Source organism: Streptomyces sp. NPDC043680, from assembly GCF_056436685.1.
On record NZ_JBWKCE010000001.1, the window covers coordinates 682,667 to 695,463 of the forward strand.

Annotated in this window: 8 protein-coding genes; 4 read left to right on the top strand and 4 right to left on the bottom strand. The window is 73.8% G+C overall.

Annotated elements, in window-relative coordinates:
- Positions 1 to 131 precede the first annotated feature (131 nt).
- Together AC0666_RS03190 and AC0666_RS03195 are read right to left on the bottom strand one after the other, a co-directional pair.
- Positions 132 to 2,426, bottom strand: coding sequence for a DUF5682 family protein (locus tag AC0666_RS03190; protein WP_478706968.1), 2,295 nt, complete (start codon positions 2,424 to 2,426; stop codon positions 132 to 134).
- The gene (locus AC0666_RS03195) at positions 2,423 to 3,529 is read right to left on the bottom strand and encodes an ATP-binding protein (protein WP_478706969.1); all 1,107 of its coding nucleotides are present in this window, start codon (positions 3,527 to 3,529) and stop codon (positions 2,423 to 2,425) included. The genes AC0666_RS03190 and AC0666_RS03195 overlap by 4 nt, the downstream gene beginning before the upstream one ends.
- A gap of 133 nt (positions 3,530 to 3,662) precedes the next feature.
- Between AC0666_RS03195 and AC0666_RS03200 the strand changes: the two genes are divergently transcribed.
- Both AC0666_RS03200 and AC0666_RS03205 read left to right on the top strand, forming a co-directional pair.
- Positions 3,663 to 5,003, top strand: a complete 1,341-nt coding sequence (locus tag AC0666_RS03200) for an SWIM zinc finger family protein (RefSeq protein ID WP_478706970.1) — start codon at positions 3,663 to 3,665, stop codon at positions 5,001 to 5,003.
- A 220-nt stretch (positions 5,004 to 5,223) separates the two neighbouring features.
- Positions 5,224 to 6,813, top strand: coding sequence for a DUF5691 domain-containing protein (locus AC0666_RS03205; RefSeq protein WP_468962931.1), 1,590 nt, complete (start codon positions 5,224 to 5,226; stop codon positions 6,811 to 6,813).
- A gap of 184 nt (positions 6,814 to 6,997) precedes the next feature.
- Here the strand turns inward: AC0666_RS03205 and AC0666_RS03210 are convergent, their stop codons facing one another.
- Positions 6,998 to 7,402 (bottom strand): coenzyme B12-dependent isobutyryl CoA mutase small subunit, encoded by a 405-nt coding sequence (locus AC0666_RS03210; protein WP_468582547.1) that lies wholly within the window; start codon positions 7,400 to 7,402, stop codon positions 6,998 to 7,000.
- Positions 7,403 to 7,622: 220 nt separating this feature from the next.
- On the opposite strand from AC0666_RS03210, the gene AC0666_RS03215 reads away from it, so the two are divergent.
- Both AC0666_RS03215 and AC0666_RS03220 read left to right on the top strand, forming a co-directional pair.
- A complete protein-coding gene (locus AC0666_RS03215; protein ID WP_478706971.1) occupies positions 7,623 to 8,417 on the top strand; it encodes an esterase/lipase family protein in 795 nt (264 codons plus the stop codon).
- A 222-nt stretch (positions 8,418 to 8,639) separates the two neighbouring features.
- Complete coding sequence (locus AC0666_RS03220; protein ID WP_478706972.1) at positions 8,640 to 10,154, top strand: M23 family metallopeptidase; 1,515 nt, start codon at positions 8,640 to 8,642, stop codon at positions 10,152 to 10,154.
- Positions 10,155 to 10,266: 112 nt separating this feature from the next.
- Here AC0666_RS03220 and pcrA read toward each other — a convergent pair whose 3' ends face one another.
- Positions 10,267 to 12,780, bottom strand: coding sequence for a DNA helicase PcrA (gene pcrA, locus AC0666_RS03225; protein ID WP_468962925.1), 2,514 nt, complete (start codon positions 12,778 to 12,780; stop codon positions 10,267 to 10,269).
- Positions 12,781 to 12,797: the final 17 nt, after the last annotated feature.

Here is a 12,797-nt window from a genome sequence, read left to right on the forward strand (position 1 = left end):
GTCCGTGTCGTTCCTGTGTGCTGGCTCCGAGTGCCGGGCCCGTGGGCCGGGCGTGCGGGCCTGAGCGGCCGGTCGGCCCCGGCGCCGGTGGGCTTGGGGCCCGGGCCGTGTCGGCCCGGGTGCGGTTCCGCTCAGCCGGGTGTCGCCGGTATGCGCTCCGGCCCGTCGAGCAGGAGCCGGACCACGTCGAGCACCGCGTCGGCGCGGGCCGGGTCCAGGTCCGGGGCGAAGCCCGCCGGGGCCGAGCCGGAGCCCGATCGGGCGGCCGGGGCGGCGCCTGGCCCGCGGCGGACCAGGTCGCCGAGGCTGCGGCGCACGCCCGGCTCGAACGCCCCGAAGGTCCGCCGCAGCAGCGGCAGTACGTCGATGAACGCACGCTCCGGCACCGAGACCAGCCAGGCGTCGATCAGTCCCCGCAGCCGGTCGTCGTGGACCAGGAGGGTGCCGCCGCCCGCTCCGCCGCCGGTGAAGCCCTCGATCCAGCCCGCCGCGTCCGCGGGTGCGGCGGCCGGGGACAGGGCCAGGCCCATCAGGCGGGCCGTCTCCTCGGCCGGCAGCCGTCCGTCGTCCAGCAGCAGCCGCGCCGCCCGGCCGCGGATCAGCCCGGGGACCGTGTCCCGGCCGGCCAGCGCGCCGAGCACCGCCGACCAGCGCTCCCGCAGGCCGCCGGCCGCGCCGGTGTCCGCGAGGAGCCCGATCGCCCCGTGCACCCCGTCGACGTGGCCGCACAGCTCCGCCGCCCCGTCGGCATCGAGGCCGGCGGCGCAGGCGGGCGGCAGCGCGACGCAGATCCGCTCGGCCAGGCCGCTCGCCACCGTGCCCAGGGCGGAGGCGTCGGTCCCGCGGACGTCCCCGTAGCGCAGGGAGCGGGCCAGTGCGGGCAGCGCCTTGGCGAGCCGGGCCACGTCGGTGTCCAGCGCGGCCAGGTCGGCGAGGGCGCGCAACACGCCGGGCAGGGCGCCGGCCAGACCGGCCAACAGGCACTGCTCGGCCAGCGTGGTGACCTCTCCCAGCTCCGCTGCCCCGGCCGCATCCGCCTCGGCCTTGGCCGTGGCGGCGGCGAGGACGGTGGTCCCCCATATGCCCGCCTCGGCGACCCGCACCGACAGCTCCGGATCCCAGCGCAGCCGCCAGGTCTCGCGGAAGGTGCCGGTGCTCCCGCGGGAGGCTGCCGGGGTGCCCCAGTCGACGCCGAGCAGCCGCAGCCGGTGCAGCAGCCGGGACTTCGCCGCGTCGGTGTCCTTGCGCAGGTCGAGCTCCAGCTCGCGGTCCTGCGCCTCCGCCTTCAGCCGCAGCGAGCGCTGCTGGCGGGTCAGGTCCCGCTGGAGCGGGACGACGGGGGCCGCGTCGGGCACCTCGCCCAGGACGTCACCGACGACCAGCCGGTCCTCGACGAGCGCGAGCGGTACGTCCGAGCCGTCGCACATCACCGCCCGGACGGCCTCCAGGGTCTCCGCCAGCCCGGGCAGGGGCCGGCCGCGCACCGCCGCCAGCGTCTCGGCCAGCCGGACCGCCTCGATGACGTGCGCCGAGGAGACCTGCCGGTCCTCCTCCCGGAGCAGGCCGGCGACCTTCGTGAGCCAGCGCTCCACCGGCCGGTCCCGGGCCGCGAAGAGGTGGGCATACCAACCGGGCGAGGTGATGCCCGCCCCGTACCCCCCGGCCCGGGCGAGACGCCGGTGGGTCCAGGGGACCCAGGTGGTCTCCACCCTGACTTTCGGCAGCCCGGTCAGCAGGGCCTTGTCCGCGGCCGCCGTGGTCCTCGCGCGGAGCGCCGGGACGTGCCAGGCCCCGCACACCACGGCGTAGTCCTCGCCGAACTCCCGGCGGGCGGCCCGCATCCGCTGCCGCATGAACGCCTCCCGCACCAGGTCGCGGGTGTGACCGCCGTCGCCGTACGCCTCGCGCAGGGCGCCCATGGCCTCACCGAGCGCCTCGAACGCCGCCGGCGGATCGGCCGCGCCGTCGCCCCGGTGCTCAACCACGTCCTCCCACCAGCGCTCGGGGTCGTCGTACCCGGCGGTTTCGGCGAGCACCGCCAGGGGGTCCAGCCGTACGGAATCGGGCGCGTCGGCCTCCTCCTGCGCCGCCAGGGTGTGCGCGGCCGGGAGGTCGATGAACCGCACCGGCACCGCCGCGTCCTGCTCCTGCGCCCAGCGGATGGCGACCCACTCCGGCGAGAACTCGGCCAGCGGCCAGAAGGCGGCCCTTGCCGGGTCGTCGGCGGCGTGGGCGAGCAGGGCGACGGGCGGCCGCATCCCGGGGTCGGCGGCCAGCGCCAGCAGCGCGTCGCCCTCGGGCGGCCCCTCGATGAGCACGGCGGCGGGCCGGGCCGCATCGAGGGCGGCCCGCACCGCGCGGGCGGAGCCGGGCCCGTGGTGCCGTACGCCGAGCAGCAGCGGCCCCGAACGCCCCGTCGGGCTCATACCGTCACCTCCCGGCAGGCGCGGTAGAAGTCCTTCCAGCCGTCCCGCTCGCGCACCACGGTCTCCAGGTACTCCTGCCAGACGACCTTGTCGGCGGCGGGGTCGCGGACCACGGCGCCGAGGATCCCCGCCGCCACGTCGGACGGGCGCAGGACCCCGTCCCCGAAGTGGGCCGCCAGCGCGAGGCCGCCCGTGACGACGGAGATGGCCTCGGCGGTGGAAAGGGTGCCGCTCGGCGTCTTCACCTTCGTCCGTCCGTCGTCGGTGACCCCGTCGCGCAGTTCGCGGAAGACGGTGACGACGCGGCGGATCTCCTCCAGGCCCTCGGGTGCGGAGGGCAGTTCGAGGGAGCGGCCCATCTGGTCGACGCGGCGGGCGACGATGTCGACCTCGGCGTCGGCGGTGGCGGGCAGCGGCAGCACGACCGTGTTGAAGCGGCGGCGCAGCGCGCTGGAGAGCTCGTTGACCCCGCGGTCGCGGTCGTTGGCGGTGGCGATGAGGTTGAAGCCGCGTACGGCCTGCACCTCCTCGCCGAGCTCCGGTATCGGCAGTGTCTTCTCGGACAGGAGGGTGATGAGGGTGTCCTGGACGTCGGCGGGGATGCGGGTGAGCTCCTCGACGCGGGCGGTCATGCCGTCGGCCATGGCCCGCATGACCGGACTGGGTACGAGGGCTTCGCGGCTCGGCCCGTGGGCGAGGAGGCGGGCGTAGTTCCACCCGTACCGGATCGCTTCCTCGGGGGTGCCGGCGGTGCCCTGGACCAGGAGCGTGGAGTCCCCGCTGACGGCTGCGGCGAGGTGTTCGGACACCCAGGTCTTGGCGGTGCCGGGGACGCCGAGCAGGAGCAGCGCGCGGTCGGTGGCGAGCGTGGTGACGGCGACCTCGACGATGCGGCGCGGGCCGACGTACTTGGGTGTGATGACGGTTCCGTCCTGCAGGGTGCCGCCCAGGAGGTAGGTGGCGACCGCCCACGGGGAGAGCTTCCAGCGGGCCGGGCGGGGCCGGTCGTCGGCGGCCGCCAGGGCTTTCAGTTCGTCCGCGAAGGCGTCTTCGGCGTGCGGGCGCAGCGCCTCGGCTCCGGTGTCGATCCCGTTCGTGCTCATGGTCCCCCTCCAATGCTCCGCAGCCGCTCCCGACTGCTGTTCCCACGGTGCACCACGGCACTGACAACGGGCCCTGCACACCTCGTCGTTGCAGGTCAGGGCGATTGTCAGTGGGGGTCTCTACGGTTGTTCCATGACTGAGCAGGGGGTCCGCTGGACGGCGGAACAGGTACTGGCTCTGGCTCCTGACGAGGCGTCACGCAAGGCAGGGGGCAAGCTGGGCGGGGCGGGTCCTTGGTCGCAGACCGGAGGTTCCGCTTCCGGTGCGGTGTGGGGCTTGTGCAAGGGCAGCGGCAAAGCGCCGTACCGAACGGTCGTGGACCTGGCGGGTCCGGCGTACAAGTGCTCCTGCCCGAGCCGGAAGTTCCCGTGCAAGCACGCGCTGGGGCTGCTGCTGCTCTGGGCCGCCGAGGGACTCGGCGAGCCCGGAGAGGCGCCGGACTGGGCCGGTGAGTGGCTGGCGGAGCGGGCAGCCAAGGCGGCCCGTCCGGCCGCCGCGGAGGCCCGTCCGGTGGACGCGCAGGCTGCCCGGAGGCGGGCCGAGCGGCGGGCGGCCCGGATCGGCGGGGGCGTCACCGAGCTGGAGCAGCGGCTCGTGGACCTGCTGCGCGGGGGCCTGGCCGGCCAGGAGCAGAGCGGGTACGCGGCCTGGGAGGAGACCGCCGCCCGGATGGTCGATGCACAGGCGCCGGGACTGGCCGCGCGGGTGCGGGAGTTGGGGACGATACCCAGTTGCGGTCCCGGTTGGCCCGCCCGGATGCTGGAGGAGAGCGCGCTGCTGCACCTGCTGAACCGGGGCTGGCTGGGGTTGGCCGGGTTGCCGCAACCGCTCGCCGCGACGGTGCGCAGCAGGGTGGGGCTGCCGGGTGCCGCCGCGGAGGGGGAGGCCGTACGGGACCGCTGGCTCGTGCTGTCCCAGTACGACACGGTGTCGCCGGACGGCCGGCTCACCACCCGCCGGATATGGCTGCGCGGGCTGGAGAGCGGGCGCCCGGCCCTGGTGCTGGACTTCGGACCGCCCGGGCGGCCACCGGGTCTGGCGCTGCCCGTGGGTCTGGTGCTGGAGGCGGAGGCCCGCTTCCGGCCCGGGTCGGCAGGGCTGCGGGCCGACCTCGGGGACAGGCATGTGGCGGCTGCCCCGGGCGCGCAGGCTCCGGCGGGGGTGAGCACGGCCGAGGCACTGGAGGCGTACGGAGCGGCGCTGCGGGAGGACCCGTGGCTGGACTCCTGGCCGGTGGTGCTGGGTCCGGTGATTCCGATACCAGGAGAGCTGGGCTGGCAGTTGGCGGATGCGGAGGGCACCTCCGCGCTGCCGGTCCCCCTGCCTGGGGGCGCCTCGCGCGCAGGGCTGTGGCAACTGGCCGCCCTCTCGGGCGGCGGGCCCGTCACGGTCTTCGGCGAATGCGGCCATCGCGGTTTCACGCCGCTGACGGCCTGGCCGCCGGACACGGCGGAGCCGGTGGCCCTGGTCTGACCGGGGCCACGGGGGCGCCGCCGGCAGGGGGATATGCGGGGAACGGCGGCGCGGGGGCGTCGTCGTGCACGAAACGACTGAGCCGGGGGGCTTCTGTGGACGACAACCACGCCAGCTGAAGGGCAGGACGAACGGGGCGCAACGGCCCAGGGACCGCTCCGGTCCCGCGGAGGGGGCGGGACCGGAGCACGGAACACCATCAGGGAAGAGGGAGGGACCGATGACCGCCACAGCCAGCGCCACTGCCGCGGACTCGGCATACGGGGACTGGGACGAGCTGGTCGGCGCCGCGCTGCTGGGCACCGAGCGGCGGCAGGGCAGCCCGGGGGCCCTGCTCGACGCGGCCGCCGTGCACACCCTGCGGCGCCGGGCCGGGTTGCGGCCGGCCCAGGCCGGTCCGCGGCCGGAGCCCGCGCCGCACGACCCCCGCCCGGTTCCCCCGGAGGCCGCCCGGCGCCGGCTCGCCCAGCTGCTGGCCGGCCGGGGCGGTGCGGGCAGCGGCGGCGGGCGGCGTGGTTCGGCTCCGGATCTGACGGAGCTGCTGCCCCAGTGGCTGGCCGCCGCCGTACGGCACGGCTACCGCGCACCGGCCTCGCTGGTGCCCGCCCTGCTGGACGCGGCCCGGGCCCGTACGGACCTGCGTCCGCAGGCCCTGGCCCTGGCCGGGGCGCGCGGGCTGTGGCTGGCCCGGTTCAATCCGGACTGGCGGTTCGCGCTGCGCGGCGGGGCGGGCGGCAGCGGGGAGCTGCCCGCGCCCACGGACGGGGCCGCGGTGGAACGGCTGTGGCAGGAGGGCTTGTTCGCGGAGCGCGTGGCCCTGCTCGGCGCCGTACGGGCGCATGAGCCGGCGGCCGCGATACGGCTGCTGTCGACCAGCTGGGCCACCGAGCGGGCCGAGGACCGGCTGATGTTCCTCGACTCCCTGCGGGTGGGGCTGGCCGAGGAGGACGAGCCCTTCCTGGAGGCGGCCCTGGGCGACCGGAGCCGCAATGTCCGGGCGACCGCCGCCGAGCTCCTGTCGGCGCTGCCGGGGTCGGCGCTGGCCGGGCGGATGGCGCGGCGGGCGCTGGCCTGCGTAGGGCCGGAGGGGGTGACCGCGCCGGCCGAGTGCGATGCCGGGATGCAGCGCGACGGGGTGGTCGAGCGGCCCCCCGCCGGGCGCGGGGAGCGGGCCTGGTGGCTGGGCCAGCTGGTGGAGGCAGCGCCGCTGTCCTGCTGGCGGGAGCGGTTCGGGGGCCTCGGGCCGGCGCAGATCGTCGCGCTGCCGGTGGCCGAGGGCGAGGGCTGGAAGGAGGAACTGCACGCGGCGTGGTGCCGGGCGGCGGTGCGCCAGCGCGACCCCGAGTGGTCCAAGGCCCTGCTCGGCTCGGCGGCCGCTCCGACCGCGACGGCCCCGGGCACGGCGTCGCTCGCGGAGCGGGCCAAGCTGCTCTCGGTCCTGCCCGAGGGGGAACGGGCCGAGTGGGTCGCGGAGTTCATACGGGCCCACGGCCTGTCGGAGGCGTTCCAGCTGCTCGGCGTGTGCGTGGTGCCGTGGGCGGGGGCCCTGGGGCGGGCCGTGGTCGACGCTCTGGACGCGGCGCGGGAGGCGGGCAGCTACCCGTGGAGCTTCAGCGGGGTGATGGGGCTGGCCGAGCGCTGCCTGGATCCCGCGGAGGCGGACCGGCTGGAGTCGCTGACCGCCTCGTCACGGGGCGCAGCGGACACCTCGCCGGGCGCGGCGGCGTACTGGGCCGAGGCCTTCGAGCGGCTGGTGGCCACCCTCAGAGTCCGTGCGTCGATGCTCACGGAGCTCAGCCCCCCGGCCTGACCGCCCCCACGCGGCCTACCCGCTCGGCGCAGCGCCGACCTGGCCGCCGGCCACGGGGGCGTTCTGACCCGGGCCCACCCGGCGCCGGACCGAACCGCCGGCGGAGGCCCGGCCTGCCCCCGGGCCGGACCCCGCCAGAGGGCTGGCCCGGCGGGGGCAGGGGGGCCGGGTCGGGCCGGTGGGGTCAGGGGTGGCGGATGTGGGTGTGGACCCAGTCGACGATCGAGGTCGTCGTGGCGCCCGGGGTGAAGATCTCGGCCACGCCCTTCGCCTTCAGCGGGGCGATGTCGTCCTCCGGGATGATGCCGCCCCCGAAGACCTTGATGTCCTCCGCGTCCCGCTCCTTGAGGAGCTCCAGCACCCGGACGAACAGGGTGTTGTGGGCCCCCGAGAGGATCGACAGGCCGATCGCGTCGGCGTCCTCCTGGATGGCGGTGTCCACGATCTGCTCGGGAGTCTGGTGGAGGCCGGTGTAGATGACCTCCATGCCCGCGTCCCGCAGCGCCCGCGCGATCACCTTGGCGCCGCGGTCGTGGCCGTCGAGACCCGGCTTGGCCACCACCACACGGATCGGACCGGTCACACCCATCGCACTGCCTCCCGAGTGAACGAACGTTAAGTACAGCATCGCGCACACCGCCGTTTCACGGTCAAGCACGAGGGGGAAATCACACGTGGGACGGCGTTGATTCACCGCCAGGAGAGCCGCACCGGGGTCGCCGCGCCACCGTACCGACAGCCGCACGGCACGGTGGCGCGGCCCGAGTGCCAGAAGGCTGCAGTCCCAAGGGGCTCAGGGGAGGCCGTCGATGGGGCTGTGCATACCCGTGTCCGGTGCCGCACTGCGCGCCGGATTACTGGAAATGGTCGTGCTCGGCGGACACCTGCTGCTGTACCCGACCGGGGTGTACCAGGAGAAGCGCTCCACATGCCGTGAAACGACCCAAACCTCCGGCGCCGGTGGCCGACCGCCGGTGCTCCTGCTGCACGGGTTCACCGACAACCGGTCCGTCTTCGTCCTGCTGCGCCGCGCCCTCGCGGCGGGCCGTCTCAGGCGCGTGGAGACGTACAACTACTCGCCGTTCACCCGCGACCTGCGCGTCACCGCCCGCGATCTCGCCCGGTACGTCGAGGAGCTGTGCGCGCGGACCGGCCACCAGGAGGTGGACCTCGTCGGGCACAGCCTGGGCGGGCTGGTCGGGCGGTACTACGTGCAGCGGCTCGGCGGCGACCGGCGCGTCCGCACCCTCGTGACCCTCGGCACCCCGCATTCGGGCACGCGGGTCGCCCCCTTCATGAACGCCCACCCCCTGGTCCGGCAGATGCGCCCGGAATCGGCAGTGATGGACGAGTTGCGTGCACCGGCGCCCGGCTGTCGGACCCGATGCGTGGCGTTCTGGAGCGAGTTCGACGAACTGATGGATCCGCCCCGAACGGCGCGGATCGAGCACCCGGATCTACAGGCGGAGAACGTGCAGGTCATCGGTATCGGACACCTGGCCCTGGCCGCGCATCCCGCAGTGACGTCCGCGGTCCGGCGGGTCCTCGACGGACCGGTTCCCACCGAGGTCACGCGACCGGGCGGGGCCGCTTCCGTCGCGTGAACGACGACCGCCCCCCCACTCGAACGAATTTCGAACTCAAGGCCAAGGCTCTGCCTTTCGCCGACCGAAAGACGGCCGAATGCCCGGTTCCACGCAGTCGGAAACCCTCCGAAGATTGTCGTTGCGAGTAACCGCCGGGTACAGTCACGCCACTGCTCTCCCCAGGGAACCTCTCGTTCCCTGGCCACCCAGGCCCCCACTGCCGAGGCGAAAGAGAAGTTGGTGAACGACCGCCCCTCGTCGGGCCTGTACCCCGATTCCGGGTACGACGGCCTTTCCACCACCACTTTCGCTGGTGACTCGCCCTACGTTTCCTATGAAACGCAGGGCGGAGCGGACGCTCAGGGCTACGACCAAGCCTCTTACGGCTCCTACGACACCGGCGCCTACGACACCACGGCCTGGGCCCCGCAGGAGAGTTACCCGCAGGACAACGCCTACCTGTCGAGCATCCCCGCCCAGAACGACGGGCACGGCTGGCACACGCCGAGCACGGACTACCAGTCCACCGCCTTCGGTTACGAGCAGCAGACCGGGCAGTGGGCGATGCCCGGCTACGGCACCACGGGCACCGAGACAGGCGCGTACGACGCCACCGCCTGGAACACCGTCGCGCACGAACAGCAGACGCAGACCTTCGCCTACGAGTACCAGGCTGAGTTCCAGGGCGAGTTCCAGGGCGAACAGCAGCAGCCGCAGTACCAGCAGTACCCGCACGAACAGCCGCAGGAGCCCACGGCGGAGTACGGGTACGCGGCCGCCGAGGCGTACAGCGAGACCGCCGTCTTCGAGGTCCTCGCCGACGGGGCGCCCGAGCCCGACGCCGAGCCGGAGCCGGACCTGGAGTTCGCCCCTGTACACGACCTGCCGACTCAGGCGATGCCCGTCACCCCGGCCGCGCCGGACGCACCCGCCGCCCCGCGCCCCTCGCGCCGCGCCGGAGCCAAGGGCGGCGCCAAGGCCGCAGCCGCATCCGGCGCCAGGTCTGCCGGCAGCAGCCGCCGCCGCACCCCGGCGAAGCGTTCCGCCCTCCTCACCGTCGCCGTTCCGTCCGCCTGTGTGATGGGTGTGGCCGGAGTCGCGGCCGCCTCCGTCGGCGGACTCACCGGCACGGAGAAGGCCGCCGAGGACACCACCACGATGGCCGCGCCCGACCCGGCCTCGGTGAAGCCGGTCGCGGCGAACAGCAAGCTCGACACCCAGCTGGCCGCGCTCAGCGCCGACGCCGGTGACTTCGCGGACCGCGCGAGCCGCACGCAGGAGCGCATCGACCTGCGCCAGCGGCAGGACGAGGAGCGCAAGAAGAAGGCGGAGGAGGAGGCGGCGAAGGAAGCGGCCCGCCCCAAGTTCGCGATCCCCGTCGCCCAGCACGGCCTCAGCGCCAGCTTCGGCCAGGCGGGCGGCATGTGGATGTCCGTGCACACCGGCATCGACTTCCCGGTCGGCTACGGAACCCCGGTCATGGCCGCCACCGACGGCACCGTGCGCACCCAGTGGAACAGCGCCTACGGCAACATGGCCATAGTCACCTCGCCCGACGGCACCGAGACCTGGTACTGCCACCTCAGCAGCACCAAGATCCGGTCCGGCAAGGTCAAGGCCGGCGACGTCATCGCGTACTCCGGCAACTCGGGCAACTCCACCGGACCGCACCTCCACTTCGAGGTCCGGCCCGGCGGCGGGTCGGCGATCGACCCCCTGGCGTGGCTGCGCAGCCACGGCCTGGACCCGACCTGACGGAACCGGCCCGCACCGGCCCCGAAGGGCGCCGGGCCGCAACGTCCGCCTCACAACGGCCGTTGCGCCCCAACGACCGCTGTCCCCCAACGGCCGTTGTCCCGAAGGACCGTTACAGCTTCTGCACCGGCGCGTAGCGCAGCAGCAGGCGCTTCGGCTTGTCGTCCCCGAAGTCGATGGTGGCCTGCGCGTCCGCGCCGGCACCCCTGACCTCCATGACCGTGCCCAGCCCGAACTGGTCGTGCGTGACCCGGTCTCCGACGGACAGGGCGACGACCGGCTTGTCGGCGGCCCGGCGCGTCGCGAACCCGGACGGCCCCGACTTGGTACGCGAGGACGACAGGAACGCCTCGGGCGAGGTGCCGAACGTGGCCCTGCCCCCGCCGGAGCCCGAACCGTAGCCGGATCCGGAACCGCGCATCGGTCCGGCCGGCTTCTGCTTCGCGCCCGTGCGCTTCCACTGCAGGTACTCGGCCGGGATCTCCTCCAGGAACCGCGACGGCGGGTTGTACGAGGGGGTGCCCCACGCACTGCGCATCGCGGAGCGCGTCAGGTACAGCCGCTCCCGGGCGCGCGTGATGCCGACGTAGGCGAGGCGGCGCTCCTCCTCCAACTCCTTGGTCTGCCCCAGCGCGCGCATGTGCGGGAAGACGCCGTCCTCCATGCCGGTCAGGAAGACCACCGGGAATTCGAGGCCCTTGGCGGTGTGCAGGGTCATCAGCGTGATGACGCCCGTGCCCTCGGTGTCTTCCTCGGGGATCTGGTCGGAGTCGGCGACGAGCGCGACCTGCTCCAGGAACTCCGCGAGCGTGCCGCCCGAGGCGGCAGCCTCTGCCGTCCCGGCCTCCTCTCCGCGGGCCTGCTCGAATTCGAGCGCCACCGCGGCGAGTTCCTGGAGGTTCTCGATCCGCGTCTCGTCCTGCGGGTCGGTCGAGGCCTGGAGTTCCGCGAGGTAGCCGGTCCGCTCCAGGACCGCTTCCAGTACCACCGCCGGGCCGGCGCCGGAGTCCACGATCGTACGGAGCTCCTCCATCAGCACGTTGAACCGCTTGACCGCATTGGTCGAGCGGGCGGCCATGCCGAAGGCCTCGTCCACCCGGCGCAGCGCCTGCGGGAAGGTGATCTTCTCGCGCAACGCGAGGGCGTCGATCATCGCTTCCGCCCGCTCGCCGATGCCGCGCTTGGGCACGTTCAGGATGCGGCGCAGCGGGACGTTGTCCTCGGGGTTGGCGAGGACGCGCAGGTAGGCGAGGACGTCGCGGACCTCCTTGCGCTCGTAGAAGCGGACGCCGCCGACGACCTTGTACGGGAGTCCGACGCGGATGAAGATCTCCTCGAACACACGCGACTGCGCGTTGGTCCGGTAGAAGATCGCGACGTCGCCCGCCTTCGCCTCGCCCGCGTCCGTCAGCCGGTCGATCTCGTCGGCGACGAACTGGGCCTCGTCGTGCTCGGTGTCGGCGACGTAGCCGGTGATGACGGTGCCCGCGCCGGCCTGGGTCCACAGGTTCTTGGCGCGGCGGTTCTCGTTGCGCTCGATGACCGCGTTGGCCGCGGACAGGATGGTCTGCGTGGAGCGGTAGTTCTGCTCCAGCAGGATCGTCGTCGCGTCCTTGTAGTCCTCCTCGAACTGGAGGATGTTGCGGATGGTGGCGCCGCGGAAGGCGTAGATCGACTGGTCGGCGTCACCGACCACGCACAGCTCGGCGGGCGGCAGGTCGGGGTAGCCCGTCCCCACGAGTTCGCGCACGAGCGTGTACTGGGCGTGGTTGGTGTCCTGGTACTCGTCCACCAGCACGTGCCGGAAGCGGCGCCGGTAGTGCTCGGCGACGTCCGGGAACGCCTGGAGCAGGTGGACCGTGGTCATGATGATGTCGTCGAAGTCGAGCGCGTTCGCCTCGCGCAGCCTCCCCTGGTACATCGCGTACGCCTGGGCGAGGGTCTTCTCGAAGCCGTCGACGGCCTGCGCCGCGAAGGCGTCCTCGTCGATCAGCTCGTTCTTCAGGTTGGAGATCTTGGCGTTGAAGGACTTGGGCGGGAACTTCTTCGGGTCCAGGTCCAGGTCGCGGCAGACCAGCGCCATGAGGCGCTTGGAGTCGGCCGCGTCGTAGATCGAGAAGGAGGAGGTGAAGCCGAGCCGCTTCGACTCGCGGCGCAGGATGCGCACGCACGCGCTGTGGAAGGTGGACACCCACATGGCGTTCGCCCGCGGGCCGACCAGGCCCTCGACCCGCTCCTTCATCTCTCCGGCGGCCTTGTTGGTGAAGGTGATCGCCAGGATCTGGCCGGGGTGGACGTTCCGCGCGGCCAGCAGGTGGCCGATCCGGTGGGTCAGCACCCGGGTCTTGCCGGAGCCCGCGCCGGCCACGATGAGCAGGGGCGAGCCCGCGTGGACCACGGCGGCGCGCTGCTGCTCGTTCAGCCCGTCCAGGAGGGTCGCCGGGTCGATGACGGGCTTCGGGGAGCCGTCCCGGTAGTACGCGGCGCCGCTCATGGGCACGTCGAAGCGGCCCCCGAAGAGGTCGTCGGCGCCCGGCTCCGGGGCGGCGTACTCCTCGGGCGGCGGCGGGACCTCGTCGGAGGGGGTGAGGTCTGCCAGGAAACTGTCGTCAAAGAGGCTGCTCATCGCCTTCCGAGTTTAGG